Here is a 25,262-nt window from a genome sequence, read left to right as displayed (position 1 = left end):
GGCTTCACTGATCGTCTGCTCGAAGCGCGAACCGCCGCGTCTAACGCGATCCGGAGCGATCGATCTCCCGGACTTTCGATGGAACTCGTTCCCTTATTGTATCGTGCGTTTCGCGATTTCGGATATCAACCATATAGAAATCATATTGTACCTAATAGTGATAGGTCTGTGTGTATGGATCAGAACCGAGTTCCAGACATTAGTTTCACTACGTGTGACATGGCGGAGTTGATCGGTATACCCGATTGGATATCAACGACTGTGAGTCAGACCTGACAGTATCGAGTATCTACAAACTCTTCAGAAACTGAGCGGGCTCCCATCGGACCGACCCGGTTGCGGACGGCCCTACTGGCTGCGCTCGCGAGTGTACCTCTGCTGCTCACAGCTCACTACATTCACGTTGTTCGCAACAAAAATGGGCCAACTCGGATTTGAACCACCTCGAGACGTTCCGGGTCGCTCGTTACACTCGCTTCCCGGGCCTGCGACTCGTGTAATTCAAATCCTCGCGGCAGCACACACTCCCGGCTCACGAAGTTGTTCGCCGCGAGAAGTGGGCCAACTCGGATTTGACCCACCTGAAGACGGTCTCACTCGCTTCGCTCGTGAGCGTGCGTCTTCCGTAATTCAATCCGAGTCGGATTCCATATTTACGACTCGCGGGTTTGCTCGTCGTAAAAGTATGGGCCAACTCGGATTTGAACCGAGAGCCTCCACCTTATCAGAGTGGCGCTCAACCTAATTGAGCTATTGGCCCGCACTGCCTTCCTTCGCACTCGATAGTTGCTCGGTGGGACGTTTAAGCGTTTCTTTCTTTCGGACCCGTGCGAATCGCTACCGAGCGAGGGGATCGTCGTCTCGTTCGTCGTCCGCGTCGTCCGTGCGTTCGTCGCCGAAGTCGATCGTGTAAGCGTCTTCGGAGCCCTCGCCATCGACGGTGTACGCATCGTCGCCGAGGTCGTACGTCTCGCCGCCGCTCGAGGCGGTCTCTCCACCCGACGCGCCCTCGTTCGGGAAACCGAACGTCCAGACCTGTCCGCTGGCGAACCCGCCGGTTTTCTTGTCCGCGTACGGGACGATCACGTAGCGCTTGAGCACGGCGCGGATCGGAATTCGCGTTATCGGAACGGCGAGCAGGAAGCCGATGGCGTCGGTGACGAGCCCGGGGGTCAGCAGGAACGCGCCGGCGGCGATCAGGAGCCCGCCGTCGAGCAGTTCGTTGGTCGGTGGCTTGCCCTCGGCCATCGACCGCTGCATCTTTCGTATCGTCCGCCGGCCCTCGGCGCGGACGAGGAGCATGCCGATCAGACCCGTCAGGACGACGAGCAGGATCATCCCGACCCAGCTGAGGAAGCCGAACTGGGTGACGACGACCGCGAGCAACACGGCGTCGAGAAACGGAATGAGCAACAGCGCGAAGATCCACCGGAGCATAGTCCGATCTAGTCGCCGAACGGTGAAAATCTTTTACTCTCGTTCCAGAAACGGAGTCGCACGACTCGAGGCCGGAGCCGACCGGCCGTGGCGTGTACGAACGAAGGGCTTACCCTCGCCACGTTCGTCGGTCCGGTATGGACGATACGACCCGCGTCGAGTGGCGCGACTGGGGACCGGACGCCTTCGAGGACGCCGCGGCGGCCGACCGCCCCGTCTTGCTCTCGCTGACCGCGACGTGGTGCGATCACTGCCACGAGATGGACGAGGAGACCTATTCGGAACCCCGCATCGCGGCCAACCTCAACGACAGCTTCGTTCCCGTGCGGGTCGACGTGGATCGGCACCCGCGGGTCCGCGATCGGTACAACATGGGCGGGTTCCCGTCGACGGTCTTTCTGGCACCCGACGGCAAGGTTCTGACCGGCGCGGGCTACCTCGGCCCCGACGGGATGCGACAGGTTCTGGACAGCGTCCGGACCATGTGGGAGACGAAGGGAAGCGGCGCGGCCCGTGTTCCGCGCCCGCTCCGGGAGGACAACCCGCCCGCGGGCGAGCTGACCGCCGAGATCGAGCAGGGCATGCTCGGCCACCTCACTGACACGTACGACGAGACCGCCGGTGGCTGGGGACAGACCCCGAAATTCCCGCTGCCAGACGCCCTCGAGTTCGCGCTCAAGCGGGACCGCGAGATGGCGCTGCGCTCGTACGACGCGGTCGGCGCGAACCTGTTAGACGAGTACGACGGCGGCTTCTATCGCTTCGCGACCGACCGCGACTGGTCGGGACTCCAGCGCGAGAAGCTACTGGACTCCAACGGCGCACTCGTGCGCGCGTTCGCCAACGCCTATCTCCATACCGGGAAAGACGAGTACCGAGACCCCGCAGAGCGAACGGTCGAGTTCCTGACGACGACGCTGTGGAACGACGAGGCCGACGCCTTCGCGAACAGTCAGGCACCCGGTGAGGACGATGCGTACAGCCTCGACGCGACCGATCGGGCGGCCGCCGCCGAGCCGCCGGTCGACGGGGGCGTCTTCGCCGGCCCGAACGCGCTGGCGATCGAGGGGCTGCTCACGTACTACGCCTACACCGACGACGAACGCGCCCGCCGGTACGCCGAACGCGCGCTCGCGACGCTCCGCGAGGACCTGCTCGACGAGGATGGCGTCGTTGCCCACGCACGCGAGGCGGCCGTCGAACGCGACGCTGACGGCGACGCGGTCCCGCTCCTGACGAATCAGGCGCGTACGCTGTCGGCGCTGACGACGGCTGCGAGCACGCTCGAGTCCGACGCGATTGCGGACGCGAGGGCCGTCGCGGAGGCGACGATCGATCGGCTCCACGACGAGGACTCGTTCCTCGACGGTCCCGCCGAGGGCGTCGGCCTCTGTGATCGCCCGCTGCGACCGCTCGACGCGAACGTCGCGTTCGCCGACGCCCTGATCGATCTGGCGGTTCTCACCGGCGACGACCGCTACCGCGACTTCGCGCGGGAGACCCTCGAGGCGTTTGCCGGAGCCAGCGACCGATTCGGCGTCCAGATCGCCCGCTACGCGACGGCCGTCTCCCGGCTGCTCGAGGGGCCGCTGGTGATCCGGGTGGCCGCCGACCCCGGTTCGGATCTCCACCGCGCGGCGCTCCGACTCGCGGACCACGAGAAGGTCGTTGTCCCCGACGCGGACGACCTCGAGCCGGGGACCGCACGGGTCGAACGCGGCGACCACGTGTCGGCTCCCGCCGAAACTCCCGACGAGTTGAGTGAACGCGTCCAGACGATTCACGGCTGATACTCGGCATCGTACGGGCCGAAACCACCTCCTCGCCAAACTACCACAGCGTTTATGTTTCTCCAGTGGGTTGCGTTCCGACATGGCCACTCTCAGGGATCTCGGGCTCTCCGAGTACGAGGCTCGAGCCTATCGTTCGCTGCTTACCACCGGCCCCACAACGGCCAAGGAGTTGTCGCGGGCGAGCGACGTGCCGATGGGGCGGATCTACGACGTGCTCAACAGCATCGAACAGTACAACCTCGTCCGGAGCCAGACCGCGAGCCGGCCGAAGAAGTACGTCGCCGTCGAACCCTCGACGGCGCTCGATCGCTTGCTCGAGGACAAGAAACGCGAACTCGAGGAGAAGGCAGACCAGTACGAGTCGATCGTCGACGATCTGTCCGACGAACTCGACGCGGCCGAGCCGGTCGAAGAACAGTTCTGGACTGCCGCCGTCGGCCCCGAGGAGACGATGGACCTGCTCTTAGAGCGGTTGGCGGCCGCCGACCGCGACATCGTGATGGTGTCGTCCCACCCCTCCCCGCAGTGGGACATCCAGGCGGTTAGCGAGGAGATCAACGCCCAACTCGAGGACGCGATCGATCGCGGCGTCTCCGTCAAACTCCTGATGACCCGCGAGATGGTCGCCTCGATGTCCGAAGAGGTGGGCAAGCGCTACCGGGAGACCCTACAGCAACTCGACGACTTTGAGGTTCGCACGCACGACGACGTGACGGGCTCGTTCAACATCATCGACGGCATCGAGATCTGCATTCAGGTGCCGAATCCCCTTACCTCGGGTGAGGCCTTCGGCATGATCGATCTCAAAGATCCCGAGTTCGCGGCGAACGTCCACGACGAGTTCGTCCCGCGGTGGGACGAAGCGGACCCGCTCCAGTTCTAGTTGCCGACTTCCTCGCGCAGCGTCCCCATCTCGACGACGCGCTCGGCGTGGGCGTTGTGCTGGTGGATCGACTCGTCGTTGGACTGGCTCATCGTAATCACCGCGTCGTCGTCGAGGTGATCGAACTCGTCGACGACGCCCTCGGCTAACGCGCGCACGCAGTCCTCGACGAACTTCGCGTCGGCGTGGGCCGCGTAGGTCATGTGGTCCTCGTCGGGCCGCTTGGCGAGGTTGTAGATCCGGGCGCTCATCGAGTCCCGGGCGATGTCGATGATGTCGTTCAGATCGACCGATGGATCGCCGCTGGCTTCGACGGTCAGCGTCGCGTGCCCCCGCTGGGAGTGACCCGGCTGTGGCACCTCATCGAGGAACTCCGTGATCGTCTCCTCCTCGACGCCTAAGTCCTCGAGGGTCTGTTTTGCGCGGGCGGTCGACATCCCCTGCGAGCAGGGACAGACCGTCATGCCGGTGACTCGCGCGCCGATCTCCTCGCGGGTGCCCTCCTCGGTCGCCGTCGCCGCGGCCACGATGTCGACGGTGTGTTGGGTCTCGCGGTCGCTGGCGGGGGTCTGTTCACGGCGCATGAACTCGGCCTCCATCGAGACCTCCGCCTTCGAGGTGTAGTCGTGGCGCTCGAGCAGTCGTTCGGCGGCCTCGCCACAGACCTCTTCGACCTGATAGGCCTCCTCGCGGGTCGCGTCCTCGAGAATTTCGTCGATGACCTCCATGTTGCGGCTCATGTCCGCGCCCTTGCGCCACGCGGGCAGGTCGACGAAGACCTCGAACTCGGCGGTGAGGACGATCGGTCGCTTGTCCTCGCGGGCAATCTTGACGAGTTTGTCGACGCCCGTGACGCCGACCTGACTCAGGCCGACGGTCACGTCGGGCGACGTCGCTTGCACGTCCGGCAACTGATGACTCATTGCCCGCATTCAGGCGAGGGCGCGATTCAACCTTTCGGAACCAGTAGTTGTTGGCTCGGGAACGGGACGCCCTCGATACCGCCTCGGGCGACCCGTTGATTCTTTAAGTGCCTCTAGTCACAAGGTAAAGCTATGACGGGAAGACGGCCGTTCTGCAGTCAGTAACTCACACTCGATAGTCACGCCGCTGGGTTTCGATCTTCATTCGACTGGGAATAAGCGCCAGTCCCGGCGACAACGGGTTCACGAGTCGCTCGAGCCACCGACAATCCGTTTCGCTGCCTCCCACGCGACGGCGAGCACGAACAGGAAGAGCAACGTTGCACCCAATCCGGTGAGAAACCCGTCGGTGACGCGGCGTGCGAGGAAGACGGCAAGTCCGGCGACGAGTATTCTCGAAATCCGGTTCAGATCCCACTCGAGCAGTACGGATCGGAGGGCAGACATTATCTCATTCGTGTGTTGGATTAGATATATGTCTATGGGAAGCACAGCGAGTATCGGTTGAGATGTTCTAGTCGGCTACACCATCCGCGGGCCGACCGTTCTTTAAGTGCCTCTGGTCACAAGGTGAAGCTACGAAGGGCATTCGTCACCCGGCCTTCTCGGGTTTTACTTCCATACCCTCGAGTCACAGCTATGGCTTCCGTTCCGACCCACGTCCACGAAACCGTCGACGACCATCTGACGGTGATCGAACGCGAACACGACATCGCGGTCACGCTGGCAGTCGCCCGCGGGAGCCACGCGTGGGGTGCGGCGAGTTCCGACAGCGATTACGACGTCGGCTTCGTCTTCGCGCCGACGGATCTGCGCCGGTACGCCCACCTCGAGGGGGCGCCCGAAACCCTCGTCGACGACCGCGGCGAATTCGAGTATCAGGGCTGGGACGTGCGGACGTTCGCGCGCCTGCTCGCCGACTCGAACGACGGCGCGCTCGACCTGCTGCGGAGTCCCATCCGCTACCGGCTCGCGTACGACCCCGCCGACCTCGCGGCCTACGTCGAACGCGCGTACAACCCGATCGACCTCTATCACGCGTGGCGCGGGATCGCGACGAGCAACTACCGCAAGTACGTTTCGCACCATCTGGTCTCCACCGACGACGAGCTATTTCCGATCCGCGAGGCGAGCGACGAGGCGTACACCGTCGAAATCGACGACGGGACGATGACGGTCCCGGCCGACGACGACCGGTTCAGTGAGACCCAGACCAAACCGACGGTGAAGCGAAACCTGACGATCTGCCGGGCGGCTATGTCCGCTTACTACCTCAAAGAGACCGGCGAGCGCGGCACACACGACCTGCCCGCACTCGAGTTCGAGACCTTCCTGCGCGAGCAGGCACCCGCGGTGTTCGACGCCGAGCGGATCGACCGCGCTCGCGAGTTGCTCGAGCGGAAACTGGCGGGCGAGGGAGCGACCGAGATCCGCGACGCCGTCGGCCGCAAGTTCGCACATCCGCCGAAAGCGATCGATCCCGACACTCACGCTCGAGACGGCCCGGATACCGACCGATTGGACGATTTCATCGACGAGCTGATCGCCGCGGTCCGATAGCTCGTGCCGGCGTCGCTCCTTTAAGTGTCTCTGGTCACAAGGTGTAGCTACGACGGGAGAACGGTTCCTTCTCGACTGTGTCTCGACCGGATAGCGGCGCGTCTCGCTATAGCAGTGGTCGAACACCCACCCCCTCACGACGCCGACTGACTCGAGCGGTCGTTCTTTAAGTGCCTCTGGTCACAAGGTGAAGCTACGAAGGGCTTTTCGCGGACCGCCCGTCTCGAGCAGCGAGCGATAGCGCCCGGTATCGCTCGCGAGACGCGTTTCCCCCGATACCTGTTAGAAAGGGTGTCTGTCCGTCGAACTGGCGTACCGAACGGAGCGAGCCTTTTTCACTCTCCCTCTCCGAGCGACAGACGATGCAAGACGACGGTGCCGACCCTGGTCCAGATTCCGAGCGAGCCGTGCCCGCGGACGGTGTCGACCCCGCTCCCGAGCGCGAGCGCCGCCTCGAGACCCGGCCCGGGTCCGGGTCGCTCTCTCGAGCGGACGTCCAGCGCGATTCGACGGTCCGCCAGTGGGGCGTCGTCACGCCGAGCGCGACGGTCATCGGCCGCGCGGAATCGCCCGACGCGGACCTCTCCGAGAGCGTCCGTCGCCTCCACGACGAACAGCACGCGGCGACGCCGGGCTACAGCGAGCGCGCCCACCACCTCGACCGGCTGCGAACCACGCAGGCGCTGTGTAACGCCCTCGAGGTGACGCCGTGGCAGCGGGATCTCGCGCTCGGTGTGATGGACGAGATCGACCTCACCGAGTTCGGGAGCCAGCGCGCGATCGAGAAGGTCGCGCTGGTGGTGATCCGCCACGTCGTCGACGTCGACCGCCAGCAGTACTTCGGGCTGGACGACATCGACGCACAGGAGCTCTCGGCCGACCGGATGGACGAACTGTTCGGTCAGTACCGCGCTCACGACATCACCGACGAGGAGACGTTCAAGCGACTCGCGGCCGACTACGGGCTGGATACGACGAGCCTGAACCGGCTGCGCCGCGTGCTCAAGTCCCAACTCGAGGACGAACTGCCGGCCTACGGCCGCAATCCCTACCGGGATCCGAACCTGCCGGACGTGACGGACGCGGACACTGACGCCGCCGACGCGCCGGCAACCGGGTCGGAGAGCTAACGGGCGATGGCCGGTGGGTGTATCTCTCCTCCCCGGCGACTGACTGGGTCCGCACCTCGTCTCGAGCCACGTCCCGTCGACTGCCGGTGACCGGCGACTTTTCCGTCACGGATTCCTAGCGGCGCTATGGCCGACGCTGACACCGGATCGGCACCGGAGACGACCGACCGCATCGAAATCTACGCCGACTACGTCTGCCCGTTTTGCTATCTGGGGACGCGCTCGCTCGAGCAGTACCGCGAGGGGCGCGACGAGCCGCTGACCGTCGAGTGGCATCCCTTCGACCTGCGACACGGGAAACGGAATCCCGACGGGTCGATCGATCAGGAGGGAGACGACGGCAAAGACGACCAGTACTACGAGCAGGCCAGACAGAACGTCCGCCGGCTCCAAGAGGAGTACGGCGTCGAGATGGCCCACGAAATGGCGTCCGATGTGGACTCGTTCAACGCGCAGGTCGCGTCGTGGTACGTCAAGGAAGAGTACCCCGAGCAGTGGGCCGCGTTCGACGAGGCGATCTATACGGCGCTGTGGCAGGACGAACGCGATATCGGCGATGTCGACGTGCTGGCCGACCTCGCTGACGACATCGATCTGCCGACCGACGAGATCCGCGACGCGGTTGGAGACGAGGGCCTTCGGACGGAACTCGAGGACCTGTTCACCGAAGCACAGCAGAAGGGTGTCACCGGCGTTCCGACCTTCCTCTCGGACGGCCACGTCGCCCGCGGCGCGGTCCCGCCGGAGCACTTAGAACGACTCGTCGAGGGCGACGGCTCCGGCGGGCGTCGATAGGCGCGGCCGACTCACTCGAGTTTGTCGAGGGCGTCGAAGAAGTTCGCCTGCGGTCCGGCGAGCATGACGGACTCGGTCGCGAGCGAGACCGAGACCGTCGCCGGCGGCTCGAGTCGCTGTCGGTTGCGCCCGTCGCTGATCGCGTACGCGGTGTCGGTCCCGGTGACGGTGAGGGTTAGTTCGGTGTCCGGTTCGACCACCAGCGGCGGCATCGGCTCGGTCGCGGCCATCTGCGTGACGACGAGCGCGTCGGCCGTGGGGTGGAGCAGCGGTCCACCCTCGCTCAGATTGTAGGCGGTCGACCCCGTCGGCGTGGCCACGAGAACGCCGTCCGCGTGGCTCTCGGCGTATCGTTGGCCGTCGACGCCGATTTCGACGGTTGCCCCGCCGCCGTGACCCCGCCGGGGGCCGTGGATGACGATCTCGTTGAGCGCGGGCTCGAGCGTCCAGTCCCCGTCGACACCGGTCGCCCGCAGCCGCGATAGCTCTCGGCCGTCGACGGACCCCGTTCGGTCGAGTTCCGTCACGAGGTCGGTGACGACGCCGAGCGCGTCCGCGGGTGCGACGGCGTTGAGAAAGCCCACTTCGCCGAGATTGACCCCGAGGATCGGCGTCGAGCCGACCTCGCGGGCGACGAACAACAGCGTCCCGTCGCCGCCGATGCTTACGACGAGGTCCCGACCGGCCATCGCGGCGACCGAAACGGGGGTCGCCTCGACCGCCTCGCCGGTCGCCTCGTCGACGACGACGGCGGCACCCTCGCGCTCGAGGGCGTCGACGAGGCTGGCGGCGAGTTCCTGTGCACGCTCGTTGTCACGTTGGGCGACGATGCCGACGGCGACGTCCATCGTCGGCGGCTACCCGCCCCGTCGTCAAAAAGCCACGCTTGTCCGGCGAGCGCCACCGGAGTTTTCGGGCGGATCGACACCGAAGACGGAACTCCAGCGCTGGCCCTCGAGTCACGAGGGTGCCGTCTCCGTCTCGCGATCGATTTGGCCGGACGGCTTCCGCGAGACCGGTCTACCGCTCGAGACCCCGGACGGTCCGTCACGCGAACCGCTCTGGAAGACGAACCCGTCGGAGACCACGGTAAGTAATGTGTCAACAAGGAAATCTGTACTCGAATCGCATCGTCCCCTTTTCCGTCAATCGAGCGTTACAGTACGATTCCATCGAGTAAGAGCGACGTATCGACATGTTCAGGCTCCATACTTTTGCGGGTAGGTGTCCGATAGTGAGGTATGGCCCAACGGACGACAGCCGATGAAACACTGCCGCGAGAGGAACTCGCCGCATACCTCCAAGAGCTCGCGACGGAGTTCGAGGGCGAGAGCGAGGCGGTCTCGATCAGGGTCGGGAACAAGAACGTATCGCTCAACCCGCCCCACAACATCGACGTCTCGGTCGAGACCGTCGAGCGCTCCTCGATGCTCCGTGGGAACCGTGAGACAGTCGAAATCGAACTGAGCTGGAAACCCTAACATGGCTGCCGCGGACTCCGTCCTGATCTTCGTCCTGAGTTTACTGGTCGGAACGATCGGGATTCTGGCGGGCGCGCGGCTGGTGTTAGACAGGGACGCGAGCTTCGTGAACGCGGCGGTGACCGCGCTCATCGGCGCGGCCGCGTGGGCGATCACGAGCTTCTTCGTCGGATGGGTCCCCATCCTCGGCGTCCTGTTGATGTTGATCATCTGGGTCGGCGTCATCAACTGGCGCTATCCCGGCGGCTGGGGCTCCGCGGCCGCGATCGGGTTCGTCGCGTGGATCGTCGCGGTCGGGATCCTCTATGCGCTCGCCGTGGTCGGCTTCGTCACGCCCGACGCGCTCGGCATCCCGGGCATCTAAGCCCGCTGCCGGTATTCCCGCGCGGAAAGAACGTGGGTAACTGCTTTTGCCGTCCGCTCGAGACCATCGCATAGACAGCAATGTACGAGACGATCCTGTTTCCGACGGACGGCAGCGACCACGCGGCGACCGTCGCTGCCCACGCCATCGACGCCGCGGCCACGCGGGACGCCGCCCTCCACGTCCTCTCGGTCGTCGACGACCGCGCGTTCCTCGTGCTCGACGACGACCGCGTTGAGCGCGTCCGCGACGACCTCGAGGCGACCGCCCGCGAGGCGGCCGACGACGCGGCGACCCGCGCTGCGGACCGCGGCCTCGAGACGACGACGGCGGTCGATACCGGCAACCCGGCCGAGCGTATCGTCGACTACGCCGAGACCGCCGACGTCGATCTGATCGTCATGGGGACCAGCGGTGACGAATACGAACGTAACGTCGTCGGGAGCGTCTCCCAGCGCGTCGTCCGCGAGGCTCCGGTCCCCGTCACCACCGTCGGACCCGATGTCTGATCGCCGGCGGTTCGATATCCGATCGACGGGGTTCCGATGGCTGACCGCTGGTCGACTCGAGTGCGGTCGAAGACGATTTCGGCCGGCGCTGTGATCGGGGCCGGCACCCGCTCCGCCGCCGTTTTCGAGCGGGACACACCGGAACGGTAACGCATGGTTTGATGTGTGCTCCGTCACTAGTGACGTGGAGATGCGCCGTTCGATCGTCATTACAGCCGTTCTGCTCGTTCTCGCCTTCGTACTCGTCGGCGGGCCGTCGCTGTTGCTGTCGCTGTCGACCGAACAGGTCGCCTCCGAGCAGTCGGCCCAGACGAAACCAGCGCCCGAACTCGTGTCCTTCGAGGACTCGGAAAGCGGCTTCTGGGAGTATCTCAGCCCCACTCGAGGGTTCCAGAAGCGAAGCCCGGTCAACGTCGTCGTCCGCGGCGACCTCGCTGATGTCGAGCGGGTACTGACCGACGCTGACGATGGCGACTGGTCGGAGATCAACGAGTCCGAGGAGGAAGCGCTCCCGGAGACGTACTCGCTCACCGGCGGGAACGCCTCCGAGAACGAAACGCAACCGGCCAACGCGACCGCCGAGGGCGACCAACCCGCACCCGAACCCGACAACGAAACGGCGGCCAACGACTCAGCCGAGAACGCGACCGACGAGGACGCGACGGACGAACCGCGGGGCTCTCTCCCCAACCTCGACTGGGGCCAAGCCGACGGCGGGACCCGCTACGCCTACGTCGACCCCGGCCCGAACGAGAGCGGCTACTGGATGACCGAATCCCGCCAGCTCGAGGACGGCGACTACTACGGGCAGCGATACCACATCCGGCTCTACGAGAGTCCCAACGAGGACGACGACTGGGTCGCGATGCAGACCCACTCGGAGCACTTCGACTGGTTCACGCTCCGCCACCGCGTCCACGGCTCGCAGGACGCCCAGACGAAGGTCGAGAACGACTTCATGGAGCATCCGCGGGTCGACGTCCAGGAGGACGTGACCCGGATCTACCTCGACAACAGGAACTCCGCCGACGCCGACGGCTGGGCGACGCTCGTCGACCTCGCCGGACTGCTCGTCGTCCCCACGGTAGTCGGCGTCGGAGCCGGCAGACGCCGTCTCAGCGCGTCGAACGAGACCGAACAGTCCACGGGCGACCGCATCGCCCAGCGAGCACCGAACGCGATCGACGACCGCCTGACCGACGTTGATCGCCGCCGACTCGCCGCCGCCTACGCCCGACTCGAGGCCGGTCACGTCCTCCTCGTCTTCACCATCCTAGCGCTGTATCTCGGCGTTCGGATGGGAGGACTCGTCCTCGAGCGGCAGGCCACGTTCCTGACGCCCCACCAGATCGCCGCGTTGCTGTACCCGGTGATCGGCGTCGGCATTCCCGTCGCGACCTACCTGCTCGCACGGGGGCTCACGCGACGACTCGACGCCGCCGTCACCGCCGCCGCCTCGCTCGCGGTCGCGGTCTGGCTCGACTACAGCCTGCTCGGCGTCTCGTCGCTTCCCGTCGACGTCATCGTCCAGCGGATGCTCGTCGTCGTCGCGCTCGGCCTGATCGCCGGCGGCGCGGCCAAACGCGCGACGCGAAGTTCGAAGTTCAACGACATGCTACTGGTCGGCACGGTGATGTGGCTGCTCGTGCTGGCCGGGACCCTCCTCGGCTATCTCTGAGCCGCGGAACTGCCATATTTTGCCGCTATCACCGTAATCGAGGCCGATCGAAGCGCGCGTCTTCGGTGGCGAGCCCTTAAGTCCTTGCAACATCGTTATCTACATGAAATGGCAAGCCCCACCCGTCAGCGCGAACGCGATCCTGAAACGACAGAACAAACACAGGAGACAGAGCGCGAGCGGGTATGTGACGAGTGTGACGGCGGCACACTCGTCAAGAGCGAGGATCAGGGCGAACTCGTCTGCGACCAGTGCGGTCTCATCGTCGAAGGGACGAACATCGACCACGGGCCGGAATGGCGCGCGTTCAACCACTCCGAGCGCCAGAACAAGTCCCGCGTCGGCGCGCCGACGACCCAGACGATGCACGACAAGGGGCTGACGACCTCCATCGACTGGAAGAATCAGGACGCCTACGGCCGATCGATCTCCTCGGACAAGCGCAATCAGATGCGCCGCCTGCGGAAGTGGCAGGAACGAATCCGCACCAAAGACGCCGGCGAACGAAACCTCCAGTTTGCGCTGTCGGAAACCGACCGGATGGCCTCCTCGCTGGCGATCCCCCGCTCGGTCCGGGAAGTCGCCTGCGTGATCTACCGGCGCGCACTCGACGAGGACCTCATCCGCGGGCGCTCGATCGAGGGCGTCGCGACCAGTACGCTCTACGCGGCCTGCCGTATGGAAGGCATCCCGCGATCGCTCGAGGAAGTCGCCGCCGTCTCCCGCGTCGAGCGCAAGGAGATCGGCCGCACCTATCGCTACGTCGCACAGGAACTCAACCTCGAGATGGAGCCGGTCAACCCGAAGAAGTACGTGCCGCGATTCTGCTCGGAGCTCGAACTCTCCGAAGAGGTCCAAGTCAAGGCAAACGAGATCATCGACGTCACGACCGAGAAGGGGCTGCTCTCGGGCAAGTCGCCGACTGGCTACGCCGCGGCCGCGATCTACGCCGCGTCGCTGCTCTGTAACGAGAAGAAGACCCAGCGCGAAGTCTCGGACGTCGCGCAGGTGACCGAGGTCACGATCCGGAACCGGTACCAAGAGCAGATCGAAGCGATGGGCATTCACGAGTAACCCGGGTTTCTTCCGTTTCTACCGCGACCGGAGACGTTCCGTTCATCAATCGAACAGCCGCCGCTATCGGCGCATGAGGTCTCGAGAAGTGCGCCGGCCGGGAATTGAACCCGGGCCGCGAGCTTGGGAAGCTCGAGTCCTACCACTGGACCACCGGCGCGCATCGTCACTTCGTTCCTCGCGCGCCGAGGATCGCAGTTCCTCCGGAACTGCTCACCACCGGCGCTCGTTTACCGCGTTCGCTCTCACTCGTGCCTATCCGCCGCGCTCACTTCAACGTAGCGCTCTCGAGCGCTCCTCGCTTCCCACCGCATAAGAACCCGGCCTCGAGTTGCAAGAACTGCAGACTCTCCGTACATATTACGTATCCGCCGTGGTAGCGATAGATGCAGCAAGACAGTGTGTCCGGGTTGGGGTAGTGGCAATCCTTCAGCCCGTGGAGGCTGAGACGCGCAGTTCGATTCTCGCACCCGGACCTTTTCCGAGTCGTCTCGAGCCGCGAGCGGCCGCTGAAATCGACCGTCCGGTCAGTTTTTTCCGGAGAGGGGAGGCTATTAGGTCGTGCCGTCCGTATCCCGCCACATGATCGACCTTCGCTTTTCGGAGGCGGAACTCGAGTTGCGGCGCGAACACATCACCGACTTCATTCGGGAGCAGGTCGACGCCGCGGGGGCCGACGGTGCCGTCCTCGGGCTCTCGGGGGGGATCGATAGCACGCTGACCGGAACGCTCGCCGTCGAGGCGCTCGGAGCCGAGAACGTCCACGGGCTCGTCCTCCCGGCGACGGTCAGCAGCGAGGAGAACATGAGCGACGCCGAGTGGGTCGCACAGGACTTAGAGATTACCTACGACGTGATCGAGGTCGAGCCGATCGTCGACTCGCTGCTGTCTGCCTATCCGGAAGCCGAGGGCGACCGCGAGGCGGTCGGGAACGCGCGTGCCCGGGTCCGTGCGGTCCTGAACTACCTCGTGGCCAACCACGAGAGCCGGCTGGTCCTCGGGACCGGCAACCGCAGCGAGGCCGCCGTGGGCTACTTCACCAAGTACGGCGACGGGGCCGTCGACTGCCACCCGATCGGGAACCTCTACAAGGGACAGGTCCGCCAGCTCGCCCGCCACGTCGGCGTCTCGGAGGAACTCGCCGCGAAGACCGCCACCGCGGAGCTGTGGGCCGACCAGACCGACGAGGACGAACTCGGGATCAGCTACGACACCCTCGATTCGATTCTGGCGACGCACATCGACGGGCCGCTCTCCGCGGCGGCGACCGCTCGGCTGCTCGAGGTCGACGAAGAAACCGTCGAGCGGGTCCGCGGGATGTACGAGCGCAGCGAGCACAAACGGAACGCGCCGCCGGCACCGGAGCCCCTCGAGTGATCGGGATCGCGGGCGGTTACTCCCGCCACTCGTTCTCGAGTAGCCCGTACCAGTAGACATCCTGCCACTCGCCGTCGATGAATTCGCCGTCGCGATGGACCCCTTCCTGCGTGAAGCCGACGCTCTCGAGGAGTCGCTTCGACGGCTCGTTGAACTCGAACACGCGGGCGGCGATCCGGTGGAGTCCGAGCTGGTCGAAGGCGTACCGAACGACGCGCTCCGTCGCCTCGGTGCCGTAGCCCCGACCGTGGTGGTCGGGTGCGAGCCAGTAGCCGATCTCGGCCTTCCGGGTCTCCCACTCGATCGAGTGGAGACCGATAGTTCCGATCGGCGTCGAATCGGCGGCGATCAGGAAGTTCACGGTGTCGTCGCCACAGACCACGTTCTCGAAGAACTCCCGCTCCTGCTCCCCGTTGACGGGCCGGGACCGCCCGATCGCCCGCCAGATCCGCGAGTCGTTGATCTGGGTCTGCAGGAACTCGAGGTCGTCCTCCTCGATCGGTCGCAGCGTGACGCGGTCGCCGTCCAGAAACACCGGGCCGGGCATACCAGTCCACTTCGTGTAAGCGAATAAATTACTTTTGTTCAACCGTCTCCCGCTACTCGAGTCGGCGGCGTTACTCGAGTAACGCGTCGATATCGTCGGCGTGAGCGGCGACGAGGTCGGCGAAGGCGTCGGCCTCGCGTCGCTCCTGTGTGGCGCGCTCGCCGTCGTCGCGGATTCGGCGCTTCAACGCGGCCAGCGCGTCGTCCGCATTCCCCGCGATCTCCTCGGCGACCGATCGGGGCTCGTCCTCGAGCCGCGAGATAAGCCCCATTCGCAGGGCTTCCTCGGCGTCGACCGACCGGCCCGAAAGCGCGAACTCGAGGGCGTTGCCCTCGCCCAGCACTCGGGGCAACCTGACGGTTCCGCCCCACGCACCGAACAGGCCAAAGCCCACCCCCGGCTCGCCGTACGTCGAGTCGGGCGTGCCGACCCGCACATCACAGGCCAGCGCGAGCTCGAGGCCGCCGCCGCGTGCGGGGCCGTCGATTCCGGCGACGACGACCGCGGGCGAGTCCTCGATGGTCCGCGCGACGCGCTGACCCAGTCGCGCGAAGTCGGCCGCGCGGTCGCGGTCCCCTTCCAGTGCCGCGACCTCGTTCAGATCGGCTCCTGCCGAAAAGGCGGGGCCGCGCCCCCGCAGGTAGATCACCGGCTCCTCGGCATCGTCGACCGCCGTCTCGAGGGCCGCGAGGCCGTCGACGGTGAGCGCGTTTCGGGCCTCGGGACGGTCGATCGTCACGGTGCGAATCGGGCCGTCGGCGTCGCTGTCGATCATGTTCGCAGTCGATCGGGCGTTTCCAAAGGTCTTTGGCTCCCCCGTCGTAACCCCCCGCTAATGGAGAAGGCCGACAGCTGTCGGCGTGCCGCCGCCGAGGCCGTCGCGGACGTCGAACCACCACAGCTACACGACTACATCGAATCTACCCTCGATCGTGCATCGATGGTCCCCGGGGCGCTCACGCTCGAGAGCGCCGCGATGATGGCAGCCGAGGGGCGCGTCCTCGAGGACGAGTACGACCCCGGTCTCGACGACGGGGACGGCGGAGACGACGGAAACCGAACGCGAGCGGCCGACCGCGACCTCGACGGCGTCGCCACCCACGCGGCCGGTGTCCAACTCATCTACGAGGGGCTGCGACTGACGCGGTCGCTTGCCCACGAGGAGCCGTGGACGGCGGCTGACACCGACGCCGAGACCGACGGCGACCTCGCGATCCTCGCGGCCGACATCCTCGTCGCCCGCGGCTTCTACCTGCTGGCTCGCACCGACGCCGCCGACAAAGCGGTCCGGACCGTCCGGTCGTTCGGTCGCGATCAGACCCACCGCGCCGAGCGCGCCGCGAACGATGGGAGCGATCCCGCCTCGCTCGACGCTAACCTCGAGCGCGACGTGCTCGAACTCGCCGTCCTCACCGGCTCCGTCGCCGTCGGCGAAACTCCCTCGTCGCACCTGCTCGCCGTCGCCGAGGGACTCGCAGACGGTGTCGGCACCTCGTTTCCGCCAGTCGAGGACTCGCTCCGTGACCTCGAGCCCTCGGCTCGAGAGCACTCGCTCGAGGACCACGTCGACCGGGCGACGTCGGCGACCGATCCGTGAGCCGCTGCCAACTGTGGGACGGCACCGCGATAACCCGACGCACGGCCCGCGAGAATCGAAACCCATAAAGACATCTCCGGTCAACGAAGAAGTGCGCGCCTGGGTAGCTTAGCGGTAAAGCGCGTCCTTGGTAAGGACGAGAGCCCGGGTTCAAATCCCGGCCTAGGCTCTTTCTGATCTCTTCGCGAAACGTTCCTCAATAGGACACCTCGAGTCCCACTCGACACCCGGTCTCGGCTGACTCGTAAGCGGCCTCGATCGCGCGCAGGTCCGCGAGCCCGTCCGCACCGTCGGGCTCGGGGTCGGTTCCGGAGAGCACGCAGTAGCCGAAGTAGTCGAACTCCTCACGGACCTCGTCGACCGAGGGTCCGGTGTACTCCGTGCGCACGTCGCCGCTCTCGACGACCATCGCGTGGGGGACGACGCCGCCGAAGGGCGACTCGATGTGGATCTTCCCCTCGGTACCGACCAACTCGAGCTGGCTGCTGGCGTGTGCGTCGAGACTGGCCGTACACGAGGCCGTCGCGCCGGTCTCGAACTCGAGTTGGAAGGCGACGCGTTCCTCGACCCGATCGAAGGGCTCGCCGCTCGAGTGGCTGGTGGCGTAGACGCCCGTGGGCTCGCAGTCGAGGACGAACCGGGTCGTGTTGAGCGGGTAGATCCCGAGATCGACCAACGCGCCGCCGCCGGCCAGATCGGGGTCGAGCCGCCACGTCTCGGGGCTCGCGTGCTCGAGCAGCGGGTGCGAAAAGCCGCCGTGGACCTGCACCACGTCGCCGACCACGTCCCCGCGGACGAGCTCTCGAGTCCGACGGACCGTCGGCTCGGTCTGCAGTCGGTAGGCCGGCATCAGCACCACGCCGGCGTCGTCACAGGCGTCGACCACTTCCCGAGCGCGCTCGAGGGTGGTCTCGAGGGGCTTTTCGCAGATAACGTGTTTACCCAATTCGGCCGCCGCGGTCGCGTACCGGCCGTGCAGGGCGTTGGGCGTCGCGATATAGACGCCGTCGTAGGCGTCCGCACGCTCGCCCGCGAGGAAGGCGTCGTAGTCGATGACGTGTGACACGTCGTGCGCTTCAGCGATGCCCGTGGTCCGATCCGGTGAACTCGTGACCAACACCGTCGTCTCGCAGTAGGTGCCGTCGGCGATCGCGGGCAGCGCGCGCTGGCGGGCGAAGCCGCCGATCCCGATCACTGCGAGTCGAACGGTTCCCGCGATCGATTTCCGCTCCCAGTCCCGCTGCGTGAAGTTTGCGAAGCAGTCCTCGAGTGCCATACCGTCTCTAGGGCCCGCGACGAAAAGGCGGCAGTGATCGGGAGAGTGACAGTCAGCAGCACAAACTAGTTGGTTCCACCGAATAACCGATTCTCCGCCTTCGACTAGGTTATCCGCCGGTGGTATTCACCCATGCCAGCCTTTCGAAGGAAAAAGTTATTCAATAGTCGCCTGTGATATGCGATCACTCACAGGTGACGTAAGATGGTCAAAATGGAAACGGCGGAGCTGGAAACCGATCTGAGTTTGTTCAAATACGACAACCTCGAACAACTCCCGTCTCGGTATCGGGATCTCGAGGAAGCCGAACGAACGGCCCGGATCGAGGCGGCGCTGTCCGAACTCGGCGACGACGTGGTGATCCTCGGGCACAACTACCAGCGACGCGAGATCGTCGAGCACGCGGACTTCATCGGGGACTCCTACCAGCTCTCGAAGGAGGCCGCCGAGGCCGACGCGGAGTACGTGATTTTCGGCGGCGTGACGTTCATGGCCGAGAGCGCGGACATTATCACGGACGACGACCAGTCGGTGATCCTGCCGAGCATGGAGGCCTCCTGTCCGATGGCCGGGATGGCCGAAGCCCTGCAGGTCGACAGCGCGTGGGCCGAGATCACGGCCGCCGCGCCCGACGAGAACATCATCCCGATCACGTACATGAACTCCTACGCGGATCTGAAGGCGTTCTGTGCGAGTCAGGGCGGCCTCGTCTGTACCTCTTCGAACGCGCACAAGGCGTTCGAATACGCCTTCGAGCGGGGCGACAAGGTCCTGTTCCTGCCCGACAAGCACCTCGGTGAGAACACCGCCCACCGGCTCGGGATGGAAGACGAGATCGCCGAGTGGGACCCGTGGGACCCCGAGGGGAAAGACGCGGACGAGGTCGCCGAGAGCGACATCATCCTCTGGGACGGCTACTGTCAGGTCCACGAGCGGTTCCGCGAGGACCACATCGAGCGGGTTCGCGAAGCGAACCCCGGTGCAAAGGTCATCGTCCACCCCGAATGCCGCCGCGAGGTCGTCGAGGCCGCCGACAAGGCCGGTTCGACCGCGACGATCTGCGAGACCGTCGAAAACGCCGACCCCGGCGACACGTGGGCGATCGGCACCGAGATCCACCTCACGAAGCACCTCCAGCGCTGGCACCCCGAGGTGAACGTCGTCCCGCTCTGTGGCGACGCCTGCATGGACTGCAACGCCATGCGCCAGATCGACCCCAACTACCTCGCGTGGGTGCTCGAGGAACTCGCCGAGGGCCGCGAACACAACGTGATCGAGGTCGCGCCCGAGGAGAAGGAACTCGCGGGCGTCGCGCTCGATCGCATGCTCGAGATCTGATCATGACCGAGACCACCACCGGCACGGAGACGACGACCGACGGCGAACGCGCGGACGTGCTCGTCGTCGGCAGCGGGATCGCGGGCTGTGCGGCCGCGCTCGCGGCGGCCAGAGCGGGCGCGGACGTGTGCCTCCTGACCAAAGCGACGAAACCGGACGACGCCAGCACCGACTGGGCGCAAGGCGGCATCTCGACCACGCGCGGGAACCCCGACTCGCTCAAAGCGGACATCATCGACGCCAGCGACGGTACCGCGGATCCCGAGGCCGTCGAGACCCTCGTCGAAAACGCCGACGAGGCCGTCGAGGACGTACTCGTCGACACGCTCGGGGTCGACTTCGACGAGGGCGAGGATGGCTCGTTCGACTACACGCGAGAGGCCGCCCACTCCGAGCACCGCATCCTTCACGTCGACGCCGCGACCGGCACGCACATTCTGCGCCCGTTCCTGAACCACGTCGATGACCACGAGCGCATCGAGGTCCGACAGGATACCGCCGCGCTCGAGTTAATCACGGCCGAGGGTCGGGTTCACGGCGTGGTGAGCGACCGCGAGGGGCCACGCCCCTCGGATAGCTCGAGCGGGCGACGCCCGCGAGAGAAACCGGTGGGGCACCCGATCTACGCCGGCGCGACGGTGCTGGCGACCGGCGGAATCGGCGCGCTCTACGGCCGGTCGACCAACCCCGAGGACGCGACCGGCGACGGAATCGCCATGGCCGCCCTCGCCGGCGCGGATGTCGCGGACATGGAGTTCGTGCAGTTCCATCCGACCGCCTATGCGGGCGAGGATCCCTTCCTGCTCTCGGAAGCCCTGCGGGGCGAGGGTGCCGTGCTCCGTAACAGCGACGGCGAGCGGTTCATGGACGAGTACCACCCGCAGGGCGACCTCGCGCCGCGGGACGTTGTTGCGCGCGCAGTCGACACCGAACGCGAGGAAACCGGCGCGGTCGTCCTCGACGTGAGTTCCCTCGAGTTCGACTCTGCGTATCCGGGTATCGCCGAGAAGTGCCGCGACCGCGGGATCGAGGGCGACGCGATCCCGGTCGCGCCCTGCGAGCACTTCCTCTGTGGCGGGATCGACGTCGACGACCGCGGGCGGACGAGCCTCGACCGGCTCTACGCCGTCGGCGAGTGCGCCCGCACCGGCGTCCACGGCGCGAACCGACTGGCCAGTACCAGCCTGCTCGAGGGCCTCGTCTGGGGCCTCCGCGCAGGGACGGATGCGACCGGATTCGAGCCCGAGATCGTCGAAGCGCCGGAACTCCGCGACAGCGACCCCGCGCTTCCCGACCGCTTCGCCGCCGAGAAGTTCACCCGGCTCACGCGGACGATGGACGACTATCTGGGCCTCGAGCGCGATCCCGACGAGATCGCCCGCGCGAGCGCCGTCCTCCGGCGGCTCAAGGGCGAAGTCGACGCCTACGTCCGCACGCGGACCGCGCGGGACCTCTACGAACTCCGGAACGCCAGCGTCGTGGCCCTGCTGATCGCGCGGGCCGCGAGCGAGAACACCGAATCGGTCGGCTGTCACTACGTCGCGACCGAGCGCGACGAGTCGACGGCCGAACCGACGGCGGACGATTGAGTGTCATGATCACCGACGCACAGGTCGAGCGCTGGCTCCGCGAGGACCTCGGCCACCACGACGTGACGAATCAAGTTCCCGGCGAGACGGAGGGTCGACTCGTCGCGAAGGAGTCCGGTGTCGTCGCGGGCCTCGAGGCCGCGACGGCCGTCTTCGACTACCTCGGCGTCGATGTCGTCGAGCGGCTCGAGGACGGCACCGTCGTCGAACCCGGCGCGGATGTCCTCCGCGTCGAGGGACCCGCACGCGAGGTCCTGCGGGGCGAGCGCGTCGCGGTCAACCTCGCGGGTCACGCCTCGGGAATCGCCACGCGCACGCGGAAGGCGGTCGATGCCGCCCGCACTGAGAGCGAGACCGTCCGCGTCGCCGCGACCCGCAAGACCACGCCCGGTCTGCGCGACCTCGAGAAACGCGCCGTCGTCGCGGGCGGCGGCGACACCCATCGGCTCGACCTCTCGCACATGGTCATGGTCAAGGACAACCATATCGCGGAGATGGGGCTCGAGGGGGCGATCGAACGCTTCGCGGACCGCACCTCGTTCGCGACGAAGATCGACGCGGAAGTCGAGCGCGTCGCCGACGCGCCGCGGGCGGCCGAGGCCGGTGCCGATATCGTTTTGCTCGACAATATGTCTCCCGCGGAGACGCAGGCGGCGGTGGAAGAAGTCATCGACTACGAGGGGGTACTGGCCGAAGCCAGCGGCGGAATTACTCTCGACGACGTGCCCGACTACGCTGCGACGGGCGTTGACGTGATCTCGATGGGGTCGCTGACCCACTCAGCGCCGTCGCTTGACCTGTCGTTCCGGACCGGCGACTGAGTCCCCTCAGTCCGCGTTCCACGCGCGAACGTCTTCCGCCTCGAGGAACAGCGACGGGTCGTCGTGGGAGAAGCTGACCCACCGTTCCGTCTCGGCCGCGGTCACGTGCGTCAGTAGCTCCTCCTCGACGAGCGCCCGTTCGAAGACGGCTCTGCAGTCCGTGAGATCGTACGCCAGCGGCACGAAAATGGCCGTCTCGCTCGCTTCATCGCGCTCGACGGTCAGCGCGACTCGCCGGTCGCTGTCCTCGTCCGCGAGCGGCCGGTAGTATACGTCGGCCGCGGTGATCGTGACGTTGCCTTCCTCGATGAGGTCCTCGACGACGCCGTACGCCTCGGATGAGACCGTGACATCGAGTCCGATCCGCTCCTCGGTGTCGACCGGCGAGACGGCCGTCGGCTCGAGGACGACGGCGTCCCAGCCGTCCTCGCGGTACTCCTCGGCGATCGTCCGCGCGTCCGCGAGGAGGTCGTCCCACAGCGGCCCCGACGGCTCCGGATTGTCCGTCGGATCCGGGTCGTCCGCCTGCTCCGAACTCTCCGCCGGTTCCGAACCCTCCGCCGGTTCCGACTCCTCTGCCGTCATCGGAGCCCCTCCGGTCGCGTTCGTCTCGTCATACTCGAGGGCGACGACGCAGAGCGGAAAAACGTTACCTCACTCAGTCGGACTCGAGTCTCGAGGACACCCGACGGTACCAAACAACGGACGACAACGGCCGACGACGCCGAGATGTTCCTCACGAAACCGTCACCGCCGTCGATCAGTTCGCGTCGCCGCCTTCCGCGTCGGTTCGCGGCAGATCGAGTCGTTCCAGCGCGTCGCGCCAGATGTCTTCGCCGTCGGGATCACACGCCGCTTGCCACTCCGCCGGCGGCAGGATCATCGCGTCGATCTCCCCTTCTTGGGCCGCCACGGGCGGGTCTATCCGGACCTGATGGATCAGCGTCCCGACGCCATCGGTCTCGCGAATCCGGGCCAGCGTCTCCCTCGCCTCCTCGAGTGTCAGGAACGACAGCATGCACTCCGTGACGAACACGTCTATCACGTCGATTTCGAATGCCTCGCGCAGCGACTGGATGAGGTCCTCGTCGCGGATATCCGCCTCGAGCAGCCGCTCTCGAATCTCGGGCTCCGCCGTTTCCAGTATCGATTGCGACGCGTCGAAGCCGTAGGCCGTCACGCCGTGCTCGCGCAACCCCTCGACCGTCGCTCCCGCGCCACAGCCAGCGACGACGACCACCGGTTCCCGATCGGCGTCCGCGACCGCCTCGGCGAACGTGGCGATCTCCCGTACTTTGTCGAATCGCTCTCCCATGTTCTCCCACCGGCTCGCGCGTCGAAAACTCTCTCGGTTGGCGACTCTCGAGCGCGTTCCAGACGGCGTCTCGCTCCGTTTTTGGGACCCGAATGGTCGTTACTGCCCGTCGCCGAAGTGCTTGACAGACACGTCAGCCGTGTTGCTCGCGTCGCCGATTAGGGCATCCTCGATGGCTGCCCGAACAGTCTCGGGATCAGTGGGCCCGCCTGCCCCCGCGACGGTCCCGACCGTCGCCGGATCGAGCGCCACCCCGAGCGCGTCGTAAACCGCCTCGAGCACACTCGCGAGTTCCGTTCGATTCGCAACGAGCACGACCCCGGCGACGAGCGCCGCGTCGGCCCGAACGCGCTGGGCGATGCCGACGAGCTTCCGCCGTCGCCCGTCGGCGCTCGCGTCCGTTTCCGACAGCGAGTGCGTTCCGGGGCAGAACGACCCGTCGGGCTCGCCGCGGCTCGGCTCGAGGCCGAGCGTTCGAAGCGCTCGCTCGAGAGCGGCCGTAGCGCGCTCGTACCGGTCCGTCGACCCGGTGCGGAAGTCCGCGACCGGTTCGGCGCGGGCGAAGGCCAGCGTCGTCTCGCCGTCGTAAGCGACCGCCCGGCCGCCGACATCGCGCTCGATCGGCGGGAGCCCGCGATCGCGTGCGGCCTCGCGGGCGCGGTCGTACCCCTCGAGACGGGTGTCCCGGCGGCCGAAGGCGACCTGTCGGTGCGGGATCCAGACGCGGACGGCCGGCTCGCCGCCGGCGGCGATCGAGAGCAGCCGCCGGCTCGCGTCGCGATCGGCTTCGACGGACGACGCCCGGCCGCGAAAAACGCGCATAGCGGCCGTAGGTCCCGGTGGGCCTAAACGCTCCCGCCCCCAGAGACCGACAACGAATGGCCGTCACCCTCCCCGAGGCCGTGCTGTCCCAGTACGAGCGCTTCTCGCTGTACAACTCGCCGTATCCCGCCCACGACGGCGGCTGCGCGATCGATTGCTATCCCGGCACGCTGGTCGACGGGCGGACGACCGCCGCCCCGAGCCCGGTCGCCGGCACCGTCCGCGAGACCCAGACCGTCCGCGCACCGCCGAAACCCTACGCGCCCGACCACGACCACCTGATCCTGCTCGAGCCGGCGGACTCCGGCCCGTTCGCCGGGCTGACGATCCGCGTTCTCCACGTCGAGCCGTCGGTCGCAGCCGGTGACCACGTCGACCGGGGCGATTCGCTGGGTCGACTCGTCCGCGCGGGCTTTTTCGCCCCCTGGGTCGACAACCACCTCCACGTCGGGTTTCGCGGGCCGGATCAGAACCCCTATCGGGCGTCGGGTTCGCTCCCCATCGAGCTCGGGGTTCCGGTGCGCCCGCTCGAGTGGGACGGCACCGGCCGCGTCGTCTCGACTGGGGAGACCTACGCGGTCCTCGACGCGCCGACCCACCCCGATCCGGGCGCGGAATTCGTCGGCGTGCGAGCCGACGGCGGCGGCGTCCTCGACGGCGGACTCCCCCACTACGACGGCGGCGGACTGCTCGAGCAGAGCGGGTCAACGGAGCGGGACGGGTCGTCCGCAACGGTCGTCTCGCTGAACGGCGACCGCCTCGGCGTCGCCGACGGTCGCACGATCGCGTGGGACGACGTGACCGTCACGGCCGACGGCGAGCCGATCACCGGACTGTCGCTGTTCTGCGCTCGAGACGGCGACTTCGGCGCGAAGCTGATCTGTCCGGAGCGGTCGTTCGCGCGCGGCGAGCGGGTTCGAGTGCGGGTTCGCTCGAGCGGGGCCATCTGAGAC

26 protein-coding genes and 3 tRNA genes are annotated in these 25,262 nt (G+C 66.5%); 17 read left to right on the top strand and 12 right to left on the bottom strand.

Translation table 11 applies throughout. From position 1 onward, the window contains the following. Positions 1-686 precede the first annotated feature (686 nt). Together FEJ81_RS16955 and FEJ81_RS16950 are read right to left on the bottom strand one after the other, a co-directional pair. Positions 687-760, bottom strand: a tRNA-Ile gene (locus FEJ81_RS16955). Positions 761-837: 77 nt separating this feature from the next. Continuing rightward, a complete protein-coding gene (locus tag FEJ81_RS16950; protein WP_138246395.1) occupies positions 838-1,437 on the bottom strand; it encodes an FxsA family protein in 600 nt (199 codons plus the stop codon). 137 nt (positions 1,438-1,574) lie between these two features. Between FEJ81_RS16950 and FEJ81_RS16945 the strand changes: the two genes are divergently transcribed. Beyond that, on the top strand, positions 1,575-3,227 hold the full coding sequence (locus FEJ81_RS16945) for a DUF255 domain-containing protein (RefSeq protein WP_138246394.1): 1,653 nt from the start codon (positions 1,575-1,577) through the stop codon (positions 3,225-3,227). An 82-nt stretch (positions 3,228-3,309) separates the two neighbouring features. Next, a complete protein-coding gene (locus FEJ81_RS16940) occupies positions 3,310-4,113 on the top strand; it encodes a TrmB family transcriptional regulator (protein ID WP_138246393.1) in 804 nt (267 codons plus the stop codon). On the opposite strand, the gene mptA is transcribed toward FEJ81_RS16940, so the two are convergent. Next, a complete protein-coding gene (gene mptA, locus FEJ81_RS16935) occupies positions 4,110-5,036 on the bottom strand; it encodes a GTP cyclohydrolase MptA (RefSeq protein ID WP_138246392.1) in 927 nt (308 codons plus the stop codon). The genes FEJ81_RS16940 and mptA overlap by 4 nt on opposite strands. A gap of 243 nt (positions 5,037-5,279) precedes the next feature. Continuing rightward, on the bottom strand, positions 5,280-5,483 hold the full coding sequence (locus FEJ81_RS16930; RefSeq protein ID WP_138246391.1) for a hypothetical protein: 204 nt from the start codon (positions 5,481-5,483) through the stop codon (positions 5,280-5,282). A 192-nt stretch (positions 5,484-5,675) separates the two neighbouring features. On the opposite strand from FEJ81_RS16930, the gene FEJ81_RS16925 reads away from it, so the two are divergent. The 3 genes from FEJ81_RS16925 to FEJ81_RS16915 all read left to right on the top strand — a co-directional run bounded on the left by FEJ81_RS16925 (position 5,676) and on the right by FEJ81_RS16915 (position 8,521). Then, positions 5,676-6,596: a nucleotidyltransferase domain-containing protein gene (locus FEJ81_RS16925; protein ID WP_138246390.1), complete on the top strand. Its 921-nt coding sequence runs from the start codon at positions 5,676-5,678 to the stop codon at positions 6,594-6,596. A gap of 362 nt (positions 6,597-6,958) precedes the next feature. Next, positions 6,959-7,726 carry a DNA-directed RNA polymerase subunit epsilon gene (locus tag FEJ81_RS16920; RefSeq protein WP_138246389.1) on the top strand — a complete coding sequence of 256 codons (768 nt, stop codon included), beginning with the start codon at positions 6,959-6,961 and terminating at the stop codon, positions 7,724-7,726. 126 nt (positions 7,727-7,852) lie between these two features. Then, entirely contained in the window at positions 7,853-8,521 is a 669-nt protein-coding gene (locus tag FEJ81_RS16915) for a DsbA family oxidoreductase (protein WP_138246388.1), read from the top strand. An 11-nt stretch (positions 8,522-8,532) separates the two neighbouring features. Here the strand turns inward: FEJ81_RS16915 and FEJ81_RS16910 are convergent, their stop codons facing one another. Further along, on the bottom strand, positions 8,533-9,369 hold the full coding sequence (locus tag FEJ81_RS16910; protein WP_138246387.1) for an NAD(+)/NADH kinase: 837 nt from the start codon (positions 9,367-9,369) through the stop codon (positions 8,533-8,535). A gap of 393 nt (positions 9,370-9,762) precedes the next feature. Here FEJ81_RS16910 and FEJ81_RS16905 point away from each other — a divergent pair, with 393 nt between their 5' ends. From FEJ81_RS16905 to FEJ81_RS16885, 5 genes are all read left to right on the top strand, one after another. Continuing rightward, positions 9,763-10,002, top strand: a complete 240-nt coding sequence (locus FEJ81_RS16905; RefSeq protein WP_138246386.1) for an amphi-Trp domain-containing protein — start codon at positions 9,763-9,765, stop codon at positions 10,000-10,002. Position 10,003: 1 nt separating this feature from the next. Continuing rightward, the gene (locus FEJ81_RS16900) at positions 10,004-10,366 is read left to right on the top strand and encodes a hypothetical protein (RefSeq protein ID WP_138246385.1); all 363 of its coding nucleotides are present in this window, start codon (positions 10,004-10,006) and stop codon (positions 10,364-10,366) included. Between the two features lie 80 nt (positions 10,367-10,446). Further along, entirely contained in the window at positions 10,447-10,875 is a 429-nt protein-coding gene (locus tag FEJ81_RS16895) for a universal stress protein (RefSeq protein ID WP_138246384.1), read from the top strand. 190 nt (positions 10,876-11,065) lie between these two features. Continuing rightward, positions 11,066-12,553 carry a hypothetical protein gene (locus FEJ81_RS16890; RefSeq protein WP_138246383.1) on the top strand — a complete coding sequence of 496 codons (1,488 nt, stop codon included), beginning with the start codon at positions 11,066-11,068 and terminating at the stop codon, positions 12,551-12,553. A gap of 108 nt (positions 12,554-12,661) precedes the next feature. Beyond that, on the top strand, positions 12,662-13,627 hold the full coding sequence (locus FEJ81_RS16885; RefSeq protein WP_138246382.1) for a transcription initiation factor IIB: 966 nt from the start codon (positions 12,662-12,664) through the stop codon (positions 13,625-13,627). 89 nt (positions 13,628-13,716) lie between these two features. Here FEJ81_RS16885 and FEJ81_RS16880 read toward each other — a convergent pair. Beyond that, positions 13,717-13,787: transfer RNA gene (locus FEJ81_RS16880), tRNA-Gly, on the bottom strand. 422 nt (positions 13,788-14,209) lie between these two features. Here FEJ81_RS16880 and FEJ81_RS16875 point away from each other — a divergent pair. Continuing rightward, positions 14,210-15,004, top strand: a complete 795-nt coding sequence (locus tag FEJ81_RS16875) for an NAD+ synthase (protein ID WP_138246381.1) — start codon at positions 14,210-14,212, stop codon at positions 15,002-15,004. A 16-nt stretch (positions 15,005-15,020) separates the two neighbouring features. Here the strand turns inward: FEJ81_RS16875 and FEJ81_RS16870 are convergent, their stop codons facing one another. Continuing rightward, positions 15,021-15,551, bottom strand: coding sequence for a GNAT family N-acetyltransferase (locus FEJ81_RS16870; RefSeq protein ID WP_138246380.1), 531 nt, complete (start codon positions 15,549-15,551; stop codon positions 15,021-15,023). A gap of 70 nt (positions 15,552-15,621) precedes the next feature. Continuing rightward, entirely contained in the window at positions 15,622-16,326 is a 705-nt protein-coding gene (locus FEJ81_RS16865; RefSeq protein WP_138246379.1) for an enoyl-CoA hydratase/isomerase family protein, read from the bottom strand. A gap of 60 nt (positions 16,327-16,386) precedes the next feature. Between FEJ81_RS16865 and FEJ81_RS16860 the strand changes: the two genes are divergently transcribed. Then, positions 16,387-17,148, top strand: coding sequence for a DUF7114 family protein (locus FEJ81_RS16860; protein ID WP_138246378.1), 762 nt, complete (start codon positions 16,387-16,389; stop codon positions 17,146-17,148). A gap of 97 nt (positions 17,149-17,245) precedes the next feature. Beyond that, positions 17,246-17,317 (top strand) — tRNA-Thr (locus tag FEJ81_RS16855). A 27-nt stretch (positions 17,318-17,344) separates the two neighbouring features. On the opposite strand, the gene gfo6 is transcribed toward FEJ81_RS16855, so the two are convergent. Continuing rightward, the gene (gfo6, locus tag FEJ81_RS16850; RefSeq protein WP_138246377.1) at positions 17,345-18,424 is read right to left on the bottom strand and encodes a D-xylose 1-dehydrogenase Gfo6; all 1,080 of its coding nucleotides are present in this window, start codon (positions 18,422-18,424) and stop codon (positions 17,345-17,347) included. A 204-nt stretch (positions 18,425-18,628) separates the two neighbouring features. Here gfo6 and nadA point away from each other — a divergent pair, with 204 nt between their 5' ends. The 3 genes from nadA to nadC are packed head-to-tail and all read left to right on the top strand — an operon-like array spanning position 18,629 to position 22,172. Further along, positions 18,629-19,762, top strand: coding sequence for a quinolinate synthase NadA (nadA, locus tag FEJ81_RS16845; protein WP_138246376.1), 1,134 nt, complete (start codon positions 18,629-18,631; stop codon positions 19,760-19,762). Positions 19,763-19,764: 2 nt separating this feature from the next. After that, positions 19,765-21,351, top strand: coding sequence for an L-aspartate oxidase (locus FEJ81_RS16840; RefSeq protein WP_138246375.1), 1,587 nt, complete (start codon positions 19,765-19,767; stop codon positions 21,349-21,351). A 5-nt stretch (positions 21,352-21,356) separates the two neighbouring features. Then, positions 21,357-22,172 carry a carboxylating nicotinate-nucleotide diphosphorylase gene (nadC, locus tag FEJ81_RS16835; RefSeq protein WP_138246374.1) on the top strand — a complete coding sequence of 272 codons (816 nt, stop codon included), beginning with the start codon at positions 21,357-21,359 and terminating at the stop codon, positions 22,170-22,172. A gap of 6 nt (positions 22,173-22,178) precedes the next feature. Here nadC and FEJ81_RS16830 read toward each other — a convergent pair whose 3' ends face one another. The 3 genes from FEJ81_RS16830 to FEJ81_RS16820 form a co-directional block, all read right to left on the bottom strand. Next, a complete protein-coding gene (locus FEJ81_RS16830) occupies positions 22,179-22,757 on the bottom strand; it encodes a DUF7529 family protein (RefSeq protein ID WP_175416458.1) in 579 nt (192 codons plus the stop codon). Between the two features lie 175 nt (positions 22,758-22,932). After that, entirely contained in the window at positions 22,933-23,487 is a 555-nt protein-coding gene (locus tag FEJ81_RS16825) for a methyltransferase domain-containing protein (protein ID WP_138246373.1), read from the bottom strand. Positions 23,488-23,586: 99 nt separating this feature from the next. Continuing rightward, a complete protein-coding gene (locus FEJ81_RS16820) occupies positions 23,587-24,309 on the bottom strand; it encodes a lipoate--protein ligase family protein (RefSeq protein ID WP_138246372.1) in 723 nt (240 codons plus the stop codon). A gap of 56 nt (positions 24,310-24,365) precedes the next feature. Between FEJ81_RS16820 and FEJ81_RS16815 the strand changes: the two genes are divergently transcribed. Then, positions 24,366-25,259, top strand: a complete 894-nt coding sequence (locus FEJ81_RS16815; protein ID WP_138246371.1) for a hypothetical protein — start codon at positions 24,366-24,368, stop codon at positions 25,257-25,259. The last annotated feature ends 3 nt before the right edge of the window (positions 25,260-25,262 follow it).

It is taken from the genome of Natrinema versiforme (assembly GCF_005576615.1).
In the GTDB taxonomy this organism is placed as follows: Archaea; Halobacteriota; Halobacteria; order Halobacteriales; family Natrialbaceae; genus Natrinema; species Natrinema versiforme_A.
Note: the sequence above shows the minus strand (reverse complement) of the source record. Positions and strands in the feature narration are given on the sequence as shown.